The sequence below is a fragment of the Pseudomonas synxantha genome (assembly GCF_900105675.1).
In the GTDB taxonomy this organism is placed as follows: Bacteria; Pseudomonadota; Gammaproteobacteria; order Pseudomonadales; family Pseudomonadaceae; genus Aquipseudomonas; species Aquipseudomonas synxantha.
The window spans coordinates 5,951,309-5,971,198 of sequence record NZ_LT629786.1 but is presented as its reverse complement, the minus strand read 5'-3'; the positions used below and the strand labels follow the sequence as shown (position 1 = coordinate 5,971,198).

The following is a 19,890-nucleotide window of genomic DNA, read 5'->3' as shown; positions in this document are numbered from 1 at the left end:
ATTAGCTAAATCCGTGGTATCTGAGGCTTTTTTCATGCAGGCGTATCAACGCGATTTCATTCGTTTTGCCATCGATCGCGGCGTTCTACGCTTCGGTGAGTTCACTCTCAAGTCCGGGCGCACCAGCCCGTACTTCTTCAATGCGGGCCTGTTCAACTCGGGTTCGGCCCTGGCTCAGCTGGGTCGTTTCTATGCGGCAGCCATCGTTGAAAGCGGTATCTCCTTCGACGTGCTCTTTGGCCCGGCCTACAAGGGGATTCCCTTGGCTGCGGCTACAGCGGTGGCCCTGGCGGAACATCATGGGCGGGATCTGCCATGGTGTTTCAACCGCAAGGAAGCCAAGGCCCATGGTGAAGGCGGCAGCCTGGTCGGTGCTCCGCTGGCCGGCGATGTGCTGATCATCGACGACGTGATCACCGCCGGCACCGCGATCCGTGAAGTGATGCAGATCATCGCGTCCCAGGACGGCGCCAAGGCTGCCGGGGTGCTGATCGCCTTGAACCGCCAGGAGCGCGGCAACGGTGAGTTGTCGGCGATCCAGGAAGTGGAGCGGGATTTCGGCATTCCGGTGGTAAGTATCGTGTCGTTGAACCAGGTGTTGCAGTTCCTGGAGGATGATCCCCAGCTCAAGCAGCATTTGCCGGCAGTGCGAGCGTATCGCGAGCAGTTTGGCGTCTGATACCGACTTTTTGTTGAAATGGGTTTGTGTGGGAGGGGATCTCCATTGTCCTCTCGCTCTATACAAAAAGGCCCCGCTCAATCGGATTGAGCGGGGCCTTTTATTGCAGCGTTTTAAGGACGCTTGCGGTTGCTGATCAGTGTGCCCATGCCGGTATCCGTGAAGATCTCCAACAGCACCGCATTCGGTACACGGCCATCCAGGATCAGCGCGCTACCAACGCCGCCCTGTACCGCGCCCAGTGCGCAACCGATCTTGGGCAGCATGCCGCCGTAGATGGTGCCGTCGGCGATCAGCTCGTCTACTTGCTGGGTGGACAGGCCAGTCAGTACCTTGCCTTCCTTGTCCATCAGGCCGGCAATGTTGGTCAGCAGCATCAGCTTTTCAGCCTGCAGTGCTTCAGCCACCTTGCCCGCTACCAGGTCAGCATTGATGTTGTAGGACTCGCCATTGGCGCCCACACCGATAGGTGCGATCACCGGGATGAAATCGCTCTTGACCAGCAGGTTCAGCAGATCGGTGTTGATGCCGATCACTTCGCCGACCTGGCCGATATCGATGATTTCCGGCTGGGTCATCTCCGGAGTCTTGCGGGTAACAGTCAGTTTTTTCGCGCGGATCAGCTCCGCATCTTTGCCGGTCAGGCCGATGGCGCTGCCGCCGTGGCGGTTGATCAGGTTGACGATGTCTTTGTTGACCTGGCCGCCGAGGACCATTTCCACCACGTCCATGGTTTGCGCGTCAGTGACGCGCATGCCATCGATGAAGTGGCTCTCGATCGACAGTCGCCTGAGCAGTTCGCCGATCTGCGGGCCGCCGCCGTGCACCACCACTGGGTTGATCCCTACGGCTTTCATCAGCACGATGTCGCGGGCAAAGCCGGTTTTCAGCTCGTCGCTTTCCATGGCATTGCCGCCGTACTTGATCACCAGCGTCTTGCCGACGTAGCGTCGAATGTAAGGCAACGCTTCGGACAGGACCTTGGCGGTGTTGGCAGCGGCTTCGCGTTCGAGGGTCATTCAGGGCTCCGGGCAAAAAATCAGAACGGTAATTGAAGGTCAGGGGCAACACGTTTCAACTGGACGTGGAACACGTCCTTGATGCGCTGCAGCTCAGCCTCGGAATCCGCCTCGAAACGCAGGACCAGCACCGGTGTGGTGTTGGACGCGCGAACCAGGCCCCAGCCTTTGGCGTAATCGACTCGCACACCATCAATGGTGGTCAGGTCGGCGCCTTCACCCCATTGCGCATCATGCAGTGCGTCAATGATGCTGAATTTGCTCTCCTCGGTCACATGGATATTGATCTCAGGCGTAGAAATATCATTCGGGAAGGTCTGAAACAGCTCTTCTGCCGTAGATTTTTCCTTGCTGAGGATCTCCAGCAGACGAGCGGCGCTGTAAATACCGTCGTCAAACCCAAACCAGCGCTCCTTGAAGAATACGTGGCCGCTCATCTCACCGGCCAACAGCGCGCCGGTTTCCTTCATTTTCTTTTTGATCAACGAGTGACCGGTCTTCCACATTAGCGGGCGACCGCCGTATTCCTTTATCAATGGTGTCAGGCGGCGGGTGCATTTCACGTCGAAGATGATCTCGGCGTTGGCATTGCGCGCCACCACGTCGCGGGCGAACAGCATCAGCAGGCGGTCCGGGAACACAATCTCGCCGGTTTCGGTCACCACGCCCACGCGGTCGCCGTCACCATCGAAGGCCAGGCCCACGTCGGCGCCCACTTCTTTGACCTTGGCGATCAGGTCCACCAGGTTTTCTGGCTTGCCTGGGTCCGGGTGATGGTTGGGGAAGTTGCCATCGACCTCGCAGAACAGCGGGATCACCTCGCAGTTCAGGGCTTCGAGCAACTGCGGTGCGATCACGCCGGCCGCGCCGTTGCCGCAGTCCACCACGACTTTCATGCGGCGTGCGAGCTTGACGTCACGGGTGATTTCATCGGAGTAGCTCTGGAGGATGTCGACCTTGGTAATGCTGCCGGTGCCACTGGTCAAGTCGTTGGTTTTCAGGCGGGTGTGCAGGGCCTGGATCTGTTCGTTGGCCAGGGTGTCGCCTGCGATGACGATCTTGAACCCGTTGTAGTCCGAAGGGTTATGACTGCCGGTGAGCATCACCCCGGATTTGCCGGCCAGGACATTGGCGGCGTAATACAGCGCGGGTGTCGGCACCAGGCCGACGTCGCTGACGTGGCAGCCGCTGTCGGCCAGGCCCTGGATCAGTTGCTCGACCAGCTCCGGGCCGGACAAGCGGCCGTCACGCCCCACTGACACGTTGGGTTCGTCCTGGGCCAGGCTCTGGGAGCCGATGGCGCGGCCAATCCAGTAGGCGGTTTCGGCGGTCAGGGTCTTGGATACCACGCCCCGAATGTCATAGGCGCGAAAAATGCTGTCGGGGAAGGTCGGGGCTACGCGGGCTGCAGTACTCATCGCGGGGGAAACTCCATCTGAAAGGGGCGGGGCTGGCCTGAATGGGGCTGGCCGGCAGGCTCAAACTGAAGGGTATGACGGCGTTTTCGGCAGAGAGTTCGTGGTGTAAAAGTGCCATCGGGGCTTTTGGCTTGCCCGTACGGTCAAGTAATACATTGATTTTGCTGGATAAATCTCGTTCGTGAGCTCCGCGCATTCTTCATCCTGAAACGCCGGGCGGTGGCATCGGGCCGGACCAGGGTGTCCGGCCTGATTCAGCTTAGTCAGTGACTGCCGGAATGCCCAAAACCACCTGCGCCGCGCTGGGTTTCGTCGAACTCTTCTACCAGTTCGAAGTGCGCCTGTACTACGGGCACCAATACCAGTTGGGCGATGCGTTCGCCCACTGCGATGTTGAACGCAGTCTGGCCACGGTTCCAGCACGACACCATCAGCTCGCCCTGGTAGTCGGAGTCGATCAGGCCGACCAGGTTGCCCAGCACGATCCCGTGTTTATGGCCCAGGCCGGAGCGCGGCAGGATCAGCGCCGCCAGGCCAGGGTCGCCAACATAAATCGACAAGCCGGTGGGGATCAGGATGGTCTGGCCCGGTTCAAGGACGGTGTCTTGCTTGAGCATGGCGCGCAGGTCCAGGCCGGCGGAGCCTGGAGTGGCGTAGGCCGGCAGAGGGAATTCGTTGCCGATGCGGGGATCGAGGATCTTGGCTTGCAAAGCGTGCATGGAAATTAAACCTGGTTCAGCCGTTGGGCGATAAAAGAGATCAGTTGGCGGGCAATCTTGCCCTTGCTGGTCTGGGCGAAAAGGGTGGCGTGCAGCTCGCGGTCGATCACGCTGCAGGCATTTTCCTCGCTGTTGAAGCCGATGCTCGGGTTGGCGACATCATTGGCAACGATCAGGTCGAGGTTTTTGTCTTTCAGTTTGCGTGCGGCGTAGTCCAGCAGGTGTTCGGTTTCGGCAGCAAAACCTACACTGAACGGGCGATCCGGACGCGTGGCGATGGTGGCCAGGATGTCCGGGTTGCGCACCATTTGCAGGAGCAGGCCGTCACCGCTTGTGGGGTCTTTCTTGAGCTTTTGCGGGGCGACGACTTCCGGGCGGTAATCCGCAACCGCTGCCGAGGCGATGAACAGGTCGCAGGGAATGGCCGCTTCACAGGCTGCCAGCATGTCCCGGGCGCTGACTACGTCGATTCGCGTGACGCGGTCAGGGGTGGGCAGATGCACCGGGCCGGTGATCAGGGTGACCCGTGCGCCTGCTTCGACCGCTGCTTCTGCCAACGCGAAGCCCATTTTTCCTGAGCTATGGTTGGTGATGTAGCGCACCGGGTCGATGTTTTCCTGGGTCGGGCCGGCGGTGATCAGCACGTGCTTGCCGGTCAGGGCCAGGTGCTGGAAGCACTCGGCGGCGCACTGTGCCAGGTCGGTGGCTTCGAGCATGCGGCCCATGCCGACATCGCCGCAGGCTTGGCTGCCGGAAGCGGGGCCGAACACCTTGAGGCCGCGGCTTTGCAGGAGCTGGGTATTGGCCTGGGTAGCCGGGTCGCGCCACATGGCCTGGTTCATGGCCGGGGCGATGGCGACGGTGGCGTCGGTGGCCAATACCAGTGTGGTCAGCAGGTCATCGGCGATGCCCTGGGCCAGGCGGGCGATCAGGTCGGCGGTGGCCGGGGCGATCAGTACCAGGTCGGCCCATTTGGCCAGCTCGATATGGCCCATGGCGGCTTCGGCCGCCGGGTCGAGCAGGTCCAGGTGAACCGGGTGGCCGGACAGGGCCTGCATGGTCAGTGGGGTGATGAACTCACTGCCGCCACGGGTCATGACCACGCGTACTTCGGCGCCTTGGTCCAGGAGCCTGCGAACCAGCTCTGCGCTCTTGTAGGCGGCAATGCCGCCGCCGACGCCGAGAACGATGCGTTTCCGATACAGACGCTGCATTGGTTTGCCTTTCCAGTTCAGTGATGCCAGTTCAGTGACGCCTGCGATGCCCCCTCCCCAGGTGAAATCGCATGCAAAAAAGAGCGCCTACGATAACACAGCGCCCGCTGGGCAACAGCGGAGCAGGTACACACGGAGGTGGGATGAGTATTCGTGATTGGCCCGTGGCGGAGCGCCCGCGGGAGAAATTGTTGGAAGGCGGCGCGGCGAGCCTGTCCGATGCCGAGTTATTGGCGATCTTCCTGCGTACAGGGGTTTCCGGTAGAAGTGCGGTCGATCTGGCGCGCCATCTGTTGGCGCAATTCGGTGGTTTGCGCCCACTGCTGGAGGCCAGCCAGACGCTGTTCAGCCAGCATCTGGGGCTGGGGCCGGCGAAGTTTGCCCAGCTGCAGGCGGTGCTGGAAATGTCCCGGCGCCACATGGCCGAGCGCTTGCGCGCTGATTCGGTGCTGGAGAGCCCGCTGGCCGTGCGCGAGTATCTCAAGGCACTACTGCGCCACGAACCCCATGAGATCTTTGGCTGCCTGTTCCTTGATTCAAGACACCGGGTGTTGGGTTTTGAGGCAATGTTTCAGGGCACCATCGACACTGCGATTGTTTATCCGCGGCAAGTGGTCAAGCGCGCGCTGGCGTACAACGCGGCGGCGTTGATCCTAAAGGGTTATGGTGTCAACTCTAGTGTTTCACTCGGCTGAAGTGCCCGAGATAGAAGCATTCCTTGATGCTTATTCAGATTTTGATGTTCCATATTCAGTGTTGCAGAGCAAATTTGATTTTAGGCCCAGGCGGGCCACCACAGCAGTCAGCTTCACCAACAATTGTGATGCTAGGTCCCGGATGACTGGGGCTCAGGCTGTTGCTTGCGGTTCACAGAAAAGCTGGGAATTCCTACCCATCTTCCCGAAAAAGCTGAACATTACGGCAAAATCTGATGGAACCTACTCCACGTGGCCAAGGGATCCTACATCGCTGATGGCATTTTGACCTTCTCCACTCATTGTGTACCGCTGGATAAAAAGGCGAGAATGCGCGCGCAATGGAAGGCATGATGCGCGCAGGTCGGCGCTCTCGTGGCAGGATGTCACCGGCTTCATGCCTCCACAGCCAAGGCTCGCACGAGCCTTTAAGCTTAATGCCAATTTGTGGAGAGTGATGTGCTGAGTGACGACGACCAAAAGCTAGCCAAGATCCTTTTTGGCCTTCTGAAAAATGCGACTAGCCAAGCCGTCGTCAAGGAATTCCTCCGGACGAAGGGCATCCCCGTTTCTGCGCAAAACTGGGACGATCTCTATGAGAAGCGGATCGAGCCTGCCCTCAAGGATAAAAAACTTGCCCTGAAAGACCTCCGTGATCTACTGCAGCAGGTGGAGGAGTTTGGCAAGCAGCACTCGTTCCTTTTCCAGTGCACTGAAGAGCGGGCAATCGGCCTGCTGTCTCCTACGCGCATCGCTTCAATCGCAGCAGCTGAGGGCCTTTCGGGGCTGTTTACTCACCCGCTGGATCTTGAGATGCCCGACGAGGCCACAATCGTCGACATCCGCCTGTACCGTCCGGACCCGCAGAAGACACCGGTTTCGCTTACGATCAAAGTCGTCGAAAGCCGTGACATCAATCGTCTCAGCGCTGTGGAGACGGATCCAGCAACTGGCGAACTGATTCGACGCTATGCGACCACAAAAAAACGTGCGGTGAATATTGTTCACCTGGACCACACTGGTTTATTGGAGTTTCGTATTGCCTCTCAAGATAATCAGGCAAAGAAATATTCCGAGCTCTTGTGGGTGTTGAAAAACAAAGTAAGGAAATTTCTACCGGACGATGGGTTCGCTGAAGTTTCGCTTAGCCCCGCTAAGAATAAGATTCTGCGCGAGCGCGATAACCTCTCCCAAGAAATCAGATATAGCAATTCAACGGCTCGAAATGAATTCGGGGCCCAAATGCAGATTACCTCCGCATCGGTTGATGAAAACCTTTCATCGGATGAGGGTTCGATGTCTGCGTTGGATCGCTTCTTGGAGCGTGATGGCGAAGTGACGGGAGCCAATATTTACGTTAAACTACCAGACAGTGATCCTCCCCGTGAACTGAGGCTTTTGATTTCGGGTGAGAGAAACGAGTTTGCGGTGACCGTAGCGTGCTCCGCCGGAGAATACGAATATGTTCGCGGAAAAGTTATCGCCTTTAATACTTAACCATCCAGACGAGGCTGAAGGCCTCCGAAGATTGGCTAGTTTTATCCAGGGCTATGAATCCCAGGGTGGCGAAGCTTTGCCTAGAATTCGGCTAAACCCGAATCGCATGTTCGATATTATGCAAGCCGGTACTTCCGCGCACCTTGCAATCTTGATTAATATCTTGGTAACGGGCCGGATTATCAAGAGATTCCTTATTGTTAGGTGCCCCAGCGGCGAAGGTCTCTCATTCCAATCTTACGGCGATATCCCAGAGATTGTTCGTGATCCTGGGATGGATACCGAATTTGAAGTACTTGCCGCCAACGTGGAACCAACCTATAGATTGGTGCTCGATTGAAGCCTGTTGATATTGTTACCCTTGTTCGATCGACTTGGGAAAATACGATTGAGACCAAACGACTGGCCCAGCTGCAGGCAATTAGGGCAACTCTGGATGCCGAGCATCTGGAGCTGTTTGACTCGTTAGTCGATATGCAGATTTCTAATGTCAAAGATGATGCTCAGGCCATCACGCTCATGCTTGTCCATGGTATTCAAACTGATGGTTCCTGGCACGAGCTGGTAAAAGCAGCCTTCCGAGATGTTGCTCATGTCAGAGTCAAAGGTCTTGGCTACCATTGTGTGACCGCGCTGCAGCTTGCGTGTCCGTTTCGATCTACGCCAATCAATAAGATCGCAAATGACTTCCGAGACGCACGGCTTATGGAACCGACTGCTCGCATTATGGTCATTGCCCACAGCTTCGGCACCTATATCATTAGTCGGATCCTCGCCAAATACACTGACATCAACATTGAGAGAATTGTTCTCTGCGGCTCCATAATAAAAGGCAATTATGCCTGGGAGAAGCATGCTCGGCACATGGCTGCAGGCAACATCGTCAACGATGTCGGGACGCGAGATTTTTACCCCGTCCTAGCTACCTTTTCGACTATAGGCTACGGCGGGACTGGTCGAAACGGATTTAAAAATACACGTGTAGCTGACCGTTACTTTGATTACGGCCATAGCGATTTTTTTGAGCCCGACAAGGACCATATCGTCAAATATTGGAAGCCTTATATTCTAGATGGGACCATCGTCGAGTCTGAGTGGGATAGCATAAAGCCGAAGACCCATCTGGGAATCATGCTGGCTTGTCACCCTTGGATCGGCAGACCTGCCTTCTATGCAACCGTTGGGTTAATTACAGCTGCCGTAGCGGGTTTGGCTTGGTGGCTACTCACCTGATCTTCCACTGCTCTGTTTCAGGGTCCCTTACCAAATGCTGCTCTGAGACGACATCCAAGCCTACGGACCTAAAAATACTGAGCATTAGCGTCATAGAATAGTAATAGAGTCGCTGGTGTCGTCCCTTGTCTGAGGCCACAAACACCCCGTCAATCCGTCCATCCTCACTAGTCGCGAATTCGAATACGTACGAGTGGATTACCTGGTTCGCGACAAAAGTCATATCCCGCAGTTCTTTGTAAACTTTAGTAGTTTCGTAGTTTTCCATTATGTTGTGCCGATTGAAGTAGTCTACTGTCTTGCCACTGGTGATCGGGTAGTACGGTAGATGGAGCTTAATTTTCTTCGTTGATTCAGAGATTTTGTAGGTCTCGATTAGCTTGCGTACCGTATAAAAACTGACAAAAATTTCACGTTCTGCTTTCGCATAAATGCGCCCTTCAGAACACTCTTTTACACGAGCCTTCTCAAGCCAACGAGCTGAACGAAGAAGTGACTTCCTCCAATCATCAGACTCGTAAATCATCAGGATTCTCCTTGACTGAGAAATAAATAAAGCGTCAGTCTATTACTGCTGCATCAATACAATATTATCACCTCGGCTAGCATAGGACGCAATAGGTCAATGACCCAGGCTCTAAAGCAATATATCGCGAAAAGCATTAACTCAGTTATAATGATGGCCCCGCTTAAACGGGAGGTGATACGCCTCATCATATGCTGCTCTATAGCAATTATCCTGAATGCCATCCTATTCTTTGGTGTAGAAAACGACGGTACCATCAAGCCATGGGCAGAGATACCACTGAAACTGTTCGCCTCAACAACTTTATTTGCCTTTATGGTGAAGATTTTCCTTCCGCTTTTCGGTTGGACCATATTGAAGGCAGTGTTATTGAGCGCCAATAATGCCTTTAGTGGGGTGCTAAGCTTTCTAGGGAATCAATTTACAGGTGCTTTGTATTGTTCGGCCTTTATCCTGGCTTCTCTTACACTTAAGCAGTATGTAATTTCAGGGTTTATGGATCCTCAATTGGCTCTGATGGCGCCTACTGTTCTCTTTGCGGGCTTCTTGTACTTCTATATTTTTCAGTGCGCTATTCAAAAAACAATGACGCCTGCTCTGTGTGCTCCGCCTCTCCCGCGCTCTAGCAGGGTGCCGTGACTACCTGTTCTTGTAGGGGCAGGTTCGAATAGCAAGAGTCACTTGATGGCGTGATTTGATCTCTATCCTGGTGCCATAGCATGGCGCCAAAATTCCGCCGGCATAAAAATCTCCTGCCTGACACAATCAGAATAATAAATGCTACGAAAGTAGGCTGCGTACTGAGCGATTATGGAAAACTTCGCTGGAATCTATTCGTCATTACGTGATAAAAATTATTCTGTGCCCCGGTAAAGTGGCACAAAAATATAGAGCAACAGTTCAAGGGAATAGATATGGCTCAGTATAAGCACGGCAATTTTCTGCACAAAAGTGATCATTCGGAGTACGATAAAAAGTATTCGCCTGGTACCGAAGCGCCAAATCCAGGCATTTACCGATGCGTCTCCTGCGGGGATGAGATCGGTATTGCCAAAGGGCATGTTCTTCCTCCACAGAACCATCACCAGCATGCACCTGGCGCGGGCAAGATTGAGTGGCAGTTAGTGGTTTTTGCACAGCAGCGGAAATAAGGTTTTTGGGCTCAGTAGAGCTCTGCAACGTGGGTTCTACTGAGCACTCAATAAAAGGACGGAATCCGTATTGACTATTCAAACCACTATGAGGAGGGTGATCGTGAGCGTGCCTGGTTACGCATATATTCGGATATTAGATTGCCGAAATTGATGTCGGCCTCTTCAACAAAAATATTGACGTGGCAGTAAAACTCTTCAGGACCCCTGAGATAATTGAAAATTCTTGATCTGACGACGCCACAAACCCCCGCTTTGACGGCCGTAGAGGGTAGGTTGACTACATCGCCAACACATGGGATAAGAGCTAAGCCATGCTCACTGTTAAAGACAATATCAGCTGAGCGGTCATCAGGCCTGACAAACTCTTGATCCTCCGAGACCTGCTGATAATCAATGCTATACCTCATGCACAGCCTACCTCATTTGCGGGGTAAGGAATCAGCGCCGCGGGTCGTAAATAGTAAAATCCAGTTCAGTAGGCACGTTTGCGACGGAATTAGTTAGCCGATCTCGATACTATATAGTTTGGCAATTAACGCTTTTCAAGTACATACCCTACGCCTCTAAGTGTGTGTATCAGCTTGGTTTCGAAGGGGTCATCTATCTTGGCTCTGAGTCTTCGAATCGACACCTCTACAACGTTCGTGTCGCAATCAAAATTCATATCCCAAACCTGAGAGATAATCTGCGTACGGCTCAGTACCACCCCGGTGTTACGCATCAAGTAGTGCAGCAACGCGAATTCTTTGGTGGTCAAATCAATACGCTGACCGTCCCTGAATGCCCTGTGCCGGCTTTGATCAAGTTCCAGATCGGCCACGCGAATGACCTCCACAGATGCGGGGTGATCTGACCTGCGCATCAAGGCGCGAACCCGGGCTAGCAGCTCTGGGAACTCAAATGGTTTGATCAGATAGTCATCTGCGCCGTTCTCCAGCCCCCGGACCTTATCCGCCAATCGGCTTCTCGCCGTCAGCATCATGATGCGGGACGGGCAGTTTTTACGGCGCAACAACTCAAGGACCTGCCAACCGTCCATCTCTGGTAGGTTTATATCGAGGATAATCAGCTCGTACTCATGCTGCTTGGCCAAGAATAATCCATCTGATCCGGTGTGGACGCAATCTACGACATAGCCACACTCTGTAAGGCCTTGACGCACATACTCCGCAGTTTTTACTTCATCCTCAATTACCAGAATTCGCATGGGATTATGTCTCGATATCACTGAGCAATTAACCGCGCACGCGCGCCGGCATTATTGAAATGGATGGTAAATCAAAATGAGCGTGTTGGGGTTCAAATGACGGATTTGTAATTTCTAGGTAATACAGTTGATAGTCTGGAGGTATATCTTGTCGCGGCTTGGGTTTGACAGTTGCGGGCCCTCTCTCCAGCGGATGATTTGACCATATGAAATACTGGGTTATTTTCTTCTTTGTGCTAGCTTCGTTCCGTTCGGATGACGGCGAGGTCGCTCATGTTGAGGAGACTGGTCATTGGTGTAGTCATGAACTTCACCGGCATGCAATGCGTACAATCGAACGCTTACTTGAATTTTAGGCAAAAAAAAGGCGCCCAATGGGCGCCAAATATCCACCTTTTACCAAAGGAGCAATTAAGCCACTCAAGGTGAATTCGTAATGCTCGTTTTACTAATCGGACCAGCCGTCGAAAGACTGGCCCGCTCAGCGAATTACAGAATCGAAAGCGGGTACTCGATGATTACACGAGTTTCATCCAGATCCGATTCGAAAGCAGTGGCACGCGTGGTTGCCTGGCGCAACCGGAAGGACAAGTCTTTTGCCGGACCGGTTTGCACAACGTATTTGACTTCGACGTCACGCTCCCAACGCTTCTGATTGTCGAGCGGGTTGCCGTTGTCGTCGGTGCGCATGTAGAACTGGTTAGCGTTCGAGTAATCCGCGCCCGAGCCTCTGGCGTAGCGGGTCATGAACGTCAGGCCTGGGATGCCGTAGCTGGTGAAGTTCAGGTCATAGCGCAGCATCCAGGAACGCTCTTTCGGCGAGTTGAAGTCGCTGTACTGGATGGAGTTGTCGACGAAAATCGAGTCCGACTGACGCAGATAGTCGAAATCGTCGTCGCCGTTGTTGCGCTGGTGCGACAGGGCCAGGGTGTGGGCGCCGTAACGCACGCCGACCTTGGCACTCCAGATGTTGTTGTCGAATTCACCCAGGCGCTTCTTACCTTCATCTACGGCTTTGTAGTAGTTGAAGCCACCGATCAGCGCCAGATCGTCGCTCAGCGGGTAAACAACGCTGGTGCCGGCGTAGTACTGATTCCAGACGTCTTTCAGCTGGCTGGCGTAGACGCTCACAGTCCAGTTGTCGTTGATCGAGTAGTCACCACCACCGTAACCGATCCATGGCGAGTTGACCGGGCCGCCGTAGAAGGTCACGAAGTTGTCGTTCAGGTTGCTGGAGACTGGCTGGCTCATGGCGTGCAGTCGACCACCCTGAAGGGTGAGGCCTTGGATGCTGGTGTTCTCAACGGTCACGCCGCGGAAGCTTTCTGGCAGCAGGCGAGAGTCACCGGATGCAACGACCGGAGTCGATGGGAAAACATCACCTACTTTCACGATGGTATCGAACAAGCGGACTTTGGCTGCACCGCCGACCTTGGTGTATTCGTCGCGAGCTTCGCCCTTGTTATCAACGGGTAGCACGTCGAAGGAGCTACGGCCGCCGTTGCGCCCATCACCGGTGTCGAGCTTGAGGCCGATCATGGCGAAGGCATCAACGCCGAAGCCAACGGTACCCTGGGTAAACCCAGAGTTGAATTTACTGATGATCGCGTGCGCCCAGGCTTCGGAGTAGCCGTTGGTATTGCCCTTGCCACTGTTGTAAGTGGGGGCGGTGCTGTCGCGATTATCACGGTTGAAGTAGAAGTTACGGTTCAACACTGTAAGGCTGCTGCCTTCAATGAAGCCTTCTGGCTTGTCTTCAGCTTGTGCCGAAATAGCGTAGCTTCCAGACAGCGCAGAAACTGCCGCCAAATACTGTGGTACTTTGATTTTCATCCGATGCTCCTTTGATTCACGGCAGTTTTTATTATGTTTACCGGCGCGGGTGTCGTTAATTGTTCTGACCCGGCGGCGCGCCTAGCGTAGCGCGAGCTCATATTTGCAGGCCGAAGATAACGGGAGGGTGATAGGACAATTACAATTTCGTCATCTGCCTGTTATTCGGCGCCTTCGCACCGCGTGTTTGCCATCTCCGTTGCTTGTAACGAAATCCTAGTGCCGGGTTTGGTTTCCCAGTATTTTCGGGCATTACAGGACTTTCTTACGAAATTGTAATTTTCTAGCCACCCCTCTGATAGCTACCGCTCATTAGAGTGCCATCACCTAATCAAGTGGGGCTTGGCAGCTGTTTCGGCGTTCTCGCCAAGCTTTATCGAAGTTTGTGCACGAGGACCATCAAAGTGCCCCGGTATAACCGCAATGTCTTATCCAAGACCTCCGTCTCGCCCTGGAAGATCGCTGCACTCTGTGCAGTCATCTCTGGATTGATGGCACCTGCAGCTCTTGCTCAAAGCATCAGCTTGCCCCAGGCGCTTTCGACGGCCATGGATGCCAACCCTGACCTGGCCGCGGCCCGGCAAGAGATTGGCATCGCTGATGGTGCTCGCAAGCAGGCCGGGCTTATCCCCAACCCCACTATTTCGTACGACGTGGAAGACACCCGTCGTAACACCAGCACGACGACCGTGTCGCTTAGCCAAACCCTGGAGCTGGGTGGTAAGCGGGGAGCTCGTGTTGACGTCGCCACTTACGGGCAGACCGCCGCACAGCTGGAGTTGGACCGTCGCGTGAACGGTCTGCGGGCAGACGTCGTACAGGCCTTCTACGCCGCATTGCGGGCCCAGACAGGCCTTGACCTGGCCAAGCAATCTCTCGAACTGACTGAGCGCGGTCTCCGCATCGTCGATGGTCGTGTTCGCGCAGGTAAATCGTCTCCAGTAGAGGCCACCCGCGCCCAAGTACAACTGGCCGAAGCAAAGCTGCAAGTTCGACGTGCCGAAACCGAAAAGACGACCGCTTACCAGCAACTCGCTCAAATTACCGGGAGCTCGGTCACCGTCTTTGATCGACTCGAATCGCCAACCCTCTCCCCGGGACTGCCACCGCGGACTGAAGAGCTGCTGGCGAAGCTCGATCAGACCGCAGAAATGCGCCAGGCCGTGGTACAGATCGACAAGAGCGATGCCTCGCTCGGTTCAGAGAAAGCTCAGCGTATCCCGAACCTTACCGTCAGCGTAGGTAGCCAGTACGACCGCTCTGTGCGCGAGCGTGTCAACACTGTGGGCGTCTCTATGCCTTTGCCGCTGTTTGATCGCAACCAGGGCAACATTCTTTCCGCTTCTCGTCGTGCAGATCAGGCCCGAGACCAGCGCAATGCTGTGGAGCTGCGGCTGCGCACCGAAACCCAAACCGCGTTGAACCAGTGGTCCACCGCCATGCAGGAGGTCGAGTCCTACGACAAGACCATTCTGCCGTCAGCCCAACAAGCCGTAGATACCGCAACCCGCGGCTTCGAGATGGGCAAATTCGGCTTCATCGAAGTGCTGGATGCCCAGCGCACCTTGATCGTCGCTCGTGGCCAATATCTCGAATCGTTGGCAGCGGCGACCAATGCGCGTGCGCAGGTGGAAAGGGTTTATGGCGAAGTCGGCTCAACTGCCGGCGCTCGCTGAACGGGCCAAACATTTTCTTCGGCACACAGCCTTGAACAAGCCGGTGCCTACGATCAGCAGGAGTAGCAATGGATAACAAACGCAAGATCGCCCTCGCGGTAGCCGCTGTGGCAGCCCTCGGATTTGGCAGCCTTGCCTGGAACAACAGTTCTGGACAGCAGGCCGCTAGTACCGCCGAGCATGGCGCTAACGATGGCCATGGCGACGAAAAGAAAGCCGCATCTGCCGCCAAAGAGGAGGGTGATGAGGGCCATGGTGAAGAAGGCCACAGCGAAGAGGGCGGTGAAGAAGAGGGCAAGCTGACGCTTAGCGCTGAGCAGATCAAGGCTGCCGGCGTTGCCCTGGAAGCTGCAGCGCCGCGTGACTTGGGTACAGTCGTGAGCTTCCCGGGCGAAATTCGCTTCGATGAAGACCGGACCGCCCACGTGGTTCCTCGTGTTCCTGGCGTTGTAGAGACTGTCCAAGCCGACCTGGGTGAGACGGTCAAAAAGGGTCAGGTCCTCGCTGTAATCGCGAGCCAGCAGATCTCTGACCTGCGCAGCGAACAACAGGCCGCACAGCGTCGCGTCGAACTGGCGCGAGTGACCTTCGAGCGTGAGAAGCAGCTGTGGCAGGACAAGATTTCCGCGGAGCAAGACTACCTCCAAGCACGCCAAGCGCTGCAAGAAGCGGAGATCTCCTTGGCCAACGCCAAGCAGAAGGTCGGTGCGATCGGTGCTTCGGTTAACTCCGTTGGCGGTAATCGTTACGAACTCCGAGCTCCTTTCGACGCCGTGGTGGTGGAGAAACACCTGACCGTTGGCGAAGTCGTCAGCGAGGCGACCAACGCCTTCATCCTTTCTGACCTGAATCAGGTCTGGGCAACCTTCGCCGTCCCGCCTACAGATCTGGGCAAGGTCACGACTGGTCGTGCGGTGAAAGTCTCTTCGCCTGACATGAATGTCGAGGTCGAAGGGAAGGTGGGTTATGTCGGGAGCCTGCTGGGCGAGCAAAACCGCGCAGCCACTGTCCGCGTCACCTTGACCAACCCCAACGGTGCCTGGCGTCCAGGCCTGTTCGTGAACATTGCGGTCACTTCCCAGACTGATCGAGTTGCCGTAGCGGTCCCTGAGCACGCAGTCCAGACCGTTGAAGACAAACCCTCGGTATTCGTACGCACCCCAGATGGGTTTGACACCCGCCCGGTAAAACTGGGTCGTCGCGACAATGGGTACGTGGAAGTCATCGACGGTATTGAAGCCGGCGCCCAGGTAGCAACCAGTGGCAGCTTCACACTCAAGTCCGAGCTCGGCAAAGCTTCTGCCGAACACGGTCACTGATGCGAACTGACAGGATGATTTCTCATGTTTGAACGTATCATCAGATTCGCCATCGAGCAGCGCATCGTAGTAATGATCGCTGTTCTGATCATGGCGGGTATCGGTATCTACAGCTATCAAAAGCTGCCCATCGATGCGGTACCCGATATCACCAACGTCCAGGTGCAGATCAACACTGCAGCGCCTGGTTATTCGCCTTTGGAAACCGAACAACGGATCACGTTTCCAGTTGAAACGGCCATGGCCGGTCTCCCGGGCCTTCAGCAGACCCGTTCCCTGTCTCGCTCTGGCTTGTCTCAGGTCACCGTGATCTTCAAGGATGGCACTGACATCTTCTTTGCCCGCCAGTTGATCAACGAGCGGCTGCAGGTTGCGAAGGAACAGCTGCCAGAAGGCGTAGAGGCCGTTATGGGCCCGGTATCTACCGGCCTCGGCGAGATCTTCCTGTGGACCGTTGAAGCCGAAGATGGCGCGGTCAAAGAGGACGGTACGCCTTACACCCCGACCGACCTGCGCGTGATCCAAGACTGGATCATCAAGCCTCAGCTGCGCAACGTCCCGGGTGTAGCCGAGATCAATACCATCGGCGGCTATGCCAAGCAGTTCCTGGTTGCGCCAGATCCTAAGCGCCTGGCTACCTACAAGCTTACCCTCAATGACCTGGTCGCAGCGTTGGAAAGTAACAATGCCAACGTCGGCGCCGGCTACATCGAACGTAATGGTGAGCAGTTGCTCATCCGTGCGCCCGGCCAGGTAGGCAACATCGAAGACATCGCCAACATCGTGATCACCAGCGTGGATGGTGCACCGATTCGCATCAGCAGCGTTGCTGACGTCAGCATCGGTAAAGAACTCCGCACAGGTGCTGCTACTGAGAACGGCCGCGAAGTCGTGCTCGGTACCGTGTTCATGCTGATTGGTGAAAACAGCCGTACTGTGTCTCAAGCTGTCGCCGCCAAACTGGCGGACATCAACCGCACCCTGCCAAAGGGCGTGGTGGCTGTGACCGTTTACGACCGTACCAACCTGGTTGAAAAAGCCATCGCGACGGTGAAGAAGAACCTGGTAGAAGGCGCGATCTTGGTAATCGCGATTCTGTTCCTGTTCCTCGGCAACATCCGTGCAGCCCTGATCACCGCGATGGTGATTCCGCTGTCCATGCTTTTCACCTTCACAGGCATGTTCAACAACAAGGTCAGTGCCAACTTAATGAGTTTGGGGGCACTCGACTTCGGCATCATCGTCGACGGTGCCGTGGTTATTGTAGAAAACGCGATCCGTCGACTGGCTCATGCGCAGCATAAGCATGGCCGCATGCTCACCAAAACCGAACGCTTCCACGAGGTCTTTGCCGCGGCGCGAGAAGCTCGCCGGCCGCTGATCTTCGGTCAGCTGATCATCATGGTGGTGTACCTGCCGATCTTCGCCCTCACCGGCGTCGAAGGCAAAATGTTCCACCCTATGGCGTTCACCGTTGTGATGGCTCTGCTGGGCGCAATGATCCTGTCCGTTACCTTTGTTCCTGCAGCTATTGCCATGTTCGTCACTGGCAAGGTGAAGGAAGAGGAAGGCGTGGTCATGCGCACAGCTCGACTGCGCTATGAGCCGGTTCTGCAATGGGTGCTGGGACATCGGAACATCGCTTTCTCGGCCGCAGTAGCCTTGGTCGTGCTCAGTGGTGTGCTGGCAAGTCGTATGGGTAGCGAGTTCATCCCAAGCCTCAGTGAGGGTGACTTTGCGATGCAGGCCATGCGTGTGCCTGGAACGAGCCTCACTCAGTCCGTCGAGATGCAGCAGCGTCTGGAGAAAGCGGTAATAGCGCAGGTGCCTGAAGTCGAGCGGATGTTCGCACGCTCGGGTACCGCGGAAATTGCATCTGACCCGATGCCACCGAACGCCTCCGACGCCTACATCATGCTCAAGCCTCAGGATCAGTGGCCTAACCCCAAGAAGCCTCGCGATGAGCTGATTGCTGAGGTGCAGAAGGCCGCAGCGGGTGTTCCAGGAAGCAACTACGAGTTGTCGCAGCCAATCCAACTGCGTTTCAACGAGCTGATTTCGGGCGTGCGTAGTGATGTCGCTGTGAAGGTCTTCGGCGATGACATGGACGTGCTCAACAACACCGCCAACAAGATCGCGGCAGCGCTCAAAGCGGTACCGGGCTCGTCGGAAGTGAAAGTTGAGCAGACATCCGGCCTGCCGGTGCTGACAATCAACATCGACCGCGAGAAAGCAGCACGCTACGGCCTGAACATCGCGGATGTTCAGAACTCGATCGCTATCGCCGTGGGTGGTCGCCAGGCCGGCACGCTGTATGAGGGCGACCGTCGGTTCGACATGGTAGTGCGCCTGCCTGAGACCGTTCGCACCGACGTAGCGGGGATGTCCAGTTTGCTGATTCCGGTGCCTGCCAATGCGGCTCAGGGTGCCAACCAGATCGGTTTCATCCCGCTGTCGCAGGTCGCTAATCTGGACCTGCAACTGGGCCCGAACCAAATCAGCCGCGAGAACGGCAAGCGTCTGGTAATCGTCAGTGCCAACGTTCGAGGCCGTGACCTGGGATCCTTCGTTGAGGAGGCGACCGCTTCGCTGGATCAGAAGGTGCAAATCCCTGCGGGCTACTGGACGACTTGGGGTGGCCAGTTCGAGCAGCTGCAGTCGGCTGCCAAACGGCTGCAGATCGTTGTTCCAGTCGCCTTGCTGCTGGTCATGACCTTGTTGTTCCTGATGTTCAACAACCTGAAGGACGGCATGCTGGTCTTCACCGGTATTCCATTCGCACTCACCGGTGGTGTTGTGGCGTTGTGGTTGCGGGACATCCCACTGTCGATCTCGGCAGGTGTCGGCTTCATTGCACTGTCCGGCGTTGCAGTACTGAACGGCCTGGTGATGATTGCCTTCATCCGCGGGCTAAGGGAGGAAGGGCGAACGCTCAGGCAGGCAGTCGATGAAGGTGCATTAACCCGTCTGCGACCTGTTCTGATGACTGCCTTGGTAGCTTCCCTGGGCTTCATCCCGATGGCTTTGGCCACCGGTACCGGTGCAGAAGTTCAGCGGCCACTGGCGACTGTGGTGATTGGCGGGATCCTGTCCTCCACCGCATTGACCTTGTTGGTACTGCCTGCCCTGTATTACTGGGCACACCGCAAGGATGAAGACGGCGACGAGGCCGAAGTGGTTAGCTAACAGGCTCCGCTAAAGAGAAGCCCACAACACGTGTTGTGGGCTTTTTTGTTTAAAGTGAAGTAGATGCACTTACCTTTCAAAATTGTAAGTTTCTCGTCATGCCGGTGATGCCTATGCATTGCTAAGGTTACGCCCGAGAAGTTTTGAAATTGAGAGGGTTTTATGAAAAAGCTAATTATCGCTGCTGCACTTGTTGTTTTCTCGGTGGCTTCGCAGGCCAACACTTTTTCCGAGAGCAAGCAGCTGCAATACACCAAGGAGCACCAGACCGCAGTGGCCAAGTACGCGGAGAAAAATGGCAAGCCAATGCCAGAGATTCAGGATTACAAATATGGCATGAAGATAGACGTTGCTAAGTTCGTACGTCAGTCGCAGGACCCACGTACCTGCCAGGTCTACCCACGGTTGATGACCTTCGAGGACTCCCAGGGCACGCTCAAGACTGTTCGTTACTCGATGTATTCGCAATGCATCAACAACAAGTAGTAAACGATTTGAACAGAACAATTAGAGAA

General features: G+C 55.5%; 15 protein-coding genes and 2 pseudogenes. 10 read left to right on the top strand and 7 right to left on the bottom strand.

Going from position 1 to position 19,890, the window contains the following annotated elements:
* The first annotated feature begins 34 nt into the window (after nt 1–34).
* Nucleotides 35–679 carry an orotate phosphoribosyltransferase gene (gene pyrE / locus BLU48_RS27705; protein ID WP_057023330.1) on the top strand — a complete coding sequence of 215 codons (645 nt, stop codon included), beginning with the start codon at nt 35–37 and terminating at the stop codon, nt 677–679.
* Between the two features lie 113 nt (nt 680–792).
* Here pyrE and argB read toward each other — a convergent pair whose 3' ends face one another.
* From argB to coaBC, 4 genes and pseudogenes are all read right to left on the bottom strand, one after another.
* On the bottom strand, nt 793–1,698 hold the full coding sequence (gene argB, locus BLU48_RS27700) for an acetylglutamate kinase (protein ID WP_057023331.1): 906 nt from the start codon (nt 1,696–1,698) through the stop codon (nt 793–795).
* 20 nt (nt 1,699–1,718) lie between these two features.
* Nucleotides 1,719–3,125, bottom strand: a pseudogene (locus tag BLU48_RS27695) (phosphomannomutase/phosphoglucomutase); the annotation flags it as partial.
* 254 nt (nt 3,126–3,379) lie between these two features.
* Nucleotides 3,380–3,835 carry a dUTP diphosphatase gene (gene dut / locus BLU48_RS27685; RefSeq protein WP_003213270.1) on the bottom strand — a complete coding sequence of 152 codons (456 nt, stop codon included), beginning with the start codon at nt 3,833–3,835 and terminating at the stop codon, nt 3,380–3,382.
* A 5-nt stretch (nt 3,836–3,840) separates the two neighbouring features.
* Nucleotides 3,841–5,049: a bifunctional phosphopantothenoylcysteine decarboxylase/phosphopantothenate--cysteine ligase CoaBC gene (coaBC, locus tag BLU48_RS27680; protein WP_043048060.1), complete on the bottom strand. Its 1,209-nt coding sequence runs from the start codon at nt 5,047–5,049 to the stop codon at nt 3,841–3,843.
* A 143-nt stretch (nt 5,050–5,192) separates the two neighbouring features.
* Here coaBC and radC point away from each other — a divergent pair.
* From radC to BLU48_RS32450, 3 genes and pseudogenes are all read left to right on the top strand, one after another.
* Nucleotides 5,193–5,705 (top strand): annotated as a pseudogene (gene radC / locus BLU48_RS27675) (RadC family protein); the annotation flags it as partial.
* Nucleotides 5,706–6,203: 498 nt separating this feature from the next.
* Nucleotides 6,204–7,241: a hypothetical protein gene (locus tag BLU48_RS27670; protein WP_003253411.1), complete on the top strand. Its 1,038-nt coding sequence runs from the start codon at nt 6,204–6,206 to the stop codon at nt 7,239–7,241.
* 336 nt (nt 7,242–7,577) lie between these two features.
* Entirely contained in the window at nt 7,578–8,474 is an 897-nt protein-coding gene (locus tag BLU48_RS32450; RefSeq protein ID WP_014754857.1) for an alpha/beta fold hydrolase, read from the top strand.
* On the opposite strand, the gene BLU48_RS27655 is transcribed toward BLU48_RS32450, so the two are convergent.
* Nucleotides 8,467–9,000, bottom strand: coding sequence for a hypothetical protein (locus tag BLU48_RS27655; RefSeq protein WP_009682000.1), 534 nt, complete (start codon nt 8,998–9,000; stop codon nt 8,467–8,469). The two genes, BLU48_RS32450 and BLU48_RS27655, sit on opposite strands and share 8 nt — an antisense overlap.
* A 99-nt stretch (nt 9,001–9,099) precedes the next feature.
* Here BLU48_RS27655 and BLU48_RS27650 point away from each other — a divergent pair, with 99 nt between their 5' ends.
* Complete coding sequence (locus BLU48_RS27650; protein ID WP_003253418.1) at nt 9,100–9,639, top strand: hypothetical protein; 540 nt, start codon at nt 9,100–9,102, stop codon at nt 9,637–9,639.
* A 275-nt stretch (nt 9,640–9,914) separates the two neighbouring features.
* The gene (locus tag BLU48_RS31910; RefSeq protein ID WP_074059229.1) at nt 9,915–10,151 is read left to right on the top strand and encodes a hypothetical protein; all 237 of its coding nucleotides are present in this window, start codon (nt 9,915–9,917) and stop codon (nt 10,149–10,151) included.
* Between the two features lie 535 nt (nt 10,152–10,686).
* On the opposite strand, the gene BLU48_RS27635 is transcribed toward BLU48_RS31910, so the two are convergent.
* Both BLU48_RS27635 and BLU48_RS27630 read right to left on the bottom strand, forming a co-directional pair.
* Entirely contained in the window at nt 10,687–11,361 is a 675-nt protein-coding gene (locus BLU48_RS27635; protein WP_003253420.1) for a heavy metal response regulator transcription factor, read from the bottom strand.
* Between the two features lie 489 nt (nt 11,362–11,850).
* On the bottom strand, nt 11,851–13,194 hold the full coding sequence (locus BLU48_RS27630) for an OprD family porin (RefSeq protein WP_057023333.1): 1,344 nt from the start codon (nt 13,192–13,194) through the stop codon (nt 11,851–11,853).
* A 404-nt stretch (nt 13,195–13,598) separates the two neighbouring features.
* Here BLU48_RS27630 and BLU48_RS27625 point away from each other — a divergent pair, with 404 nt between their 5' ends.
* From BLU48_RS27625 to BLU48_RS27610, 4 genes are all read left to right on the top strand, one after another.
* Nucleotides 13,599–14,870 (top strand): TolC family protein, encoded by a 1,272-nt coding sequence (locus BLU48_RS27625; RefSeq protein ID WP_016712696.1) that lies wholly within the window; start codon nt 13,599–13,601, stop codon nt 14,868–14,870.
* A 68-nt stretch (nt 14,871–14,938) separates the two neighbouring features.
* Entirely contained in the window at nt 14,939–16,189 is a 1,251-nt protein-coding gene (locus BLU48_RS27620; protein ID WP_003253426.1) for an efflux RND transporter periplasmic adaptor subunit, read from the top strand.
* Between the two features lie 24 nt (nt 16,190–16,213).
* Entirely contained in the window at nt 16,214–19,375 is a 3,162-nt protein-coding gene (locus tag BLU48_RS27615) for a CusA/CzcA family heavy metal efflux RND transporter (RefSeq protein WP_003253428.1), read from the top strand.
* A gap of 162 nt (nt 19,376–19,537) precedes the next feature.
* Nucleotides 19,538–19,861 carry a DUF2790 domain-containing protein gene (locus BLU48_RS27610; protein WP_003253432.1) on the top strand — a complete coding sequence of 108 codons (324 nt, stop codon included), beginning with the start codon at nt 19,538–19,540 and terminating at the stop codon, nt 19,859–19,861.
* The last annotated feature ends 29 nt before the right edge of the window (nt 19,862–19,890 follow it).

Bases quoted from the DNA above. Each gene is read 5' to 3' on its own strand.
- pyrE (WP_057023330.1), top strand. From the start codon at position 35: ATGCAGGCGTATCAACGCGATTTCATTCGTTTTGCCATCGATCGCGGC.
- argB (WP_057023331.1), bottom strand. From the start codon at position 1,698: ATGACCCTCGAACGCGAAGCCGCTGCCAACACCGCCAAGGTCCTGTCC.
- dut (WP_003213270.1), bottom strand. From the start codon at position 3,835: ATGCACGCTTTGCAAGCCAAGATCCTCGATCCCCGCATCGGCAACGAA.
- coaBC (WP_043048060.1), bottom strand. From the start codon at position 5,049: ATGCAGCGTCTGTATCGGAAACGCATCGTTCTCGGCGTCGGCGGCGGC.
- BLU48_RS27655 (WP_009682000.1), bottom strand. From the start codon at position 9,000: ATGATTTACGAGTCTGATGATTGGAGGAAGTCACTTCTTCGTTCAGCT.
- BLU48_RS27650 (WP_003253418.1), top strand. From the start codon at position 9,100: ATGACCCAGGCTCTAAAGCAATATATCGCGAAAAGCATTAACTCAGTT.
- BLU48_RS31910 (WP_074059229.1), top strand. From the start codon at position 9,915: ATGGCTCAGTATAAGCACGGCAATTTTCTGCACAAAAGTGATCATTCG.
- BLU48_RS27635 (WP_003253420.1), bottom strand. From the start codon at position 11,361: ATGCGAATTCTGGTAATTGAGGATGAAGTAAAAACTGCGGAGTATGTG.
- BLU48_RS27630 (WP_057023333.1), bottom strand. From the start codon at position 13,194: ATGAAAATCAAAGTACCACAGTATTTGGCGGCAGTTTCTGCGCTGTCT.
- BLU48_RS27620 (WP_003253426.1), top strand. From the start codon at position 14,939: ATGGATAACAAACGCAAGATCGCCCTCGCGGTAGCCGCTGTGGCAGCC.
- BLU48_RS27615 (WP_003253428.1), top strand. From the start codon at position 16,214: ATGTTTGAACGTATCATCAGATTCGCCATCGAGCAGCGCATCGTAGTA.
- BLU48_RS27610 (WP_003253432.1), top strand. From the start codon at position 19,538: ATGAAAAAGCTAATTATCGCTGCTGCACTTGTTGTTTTCTCGGTGGCT.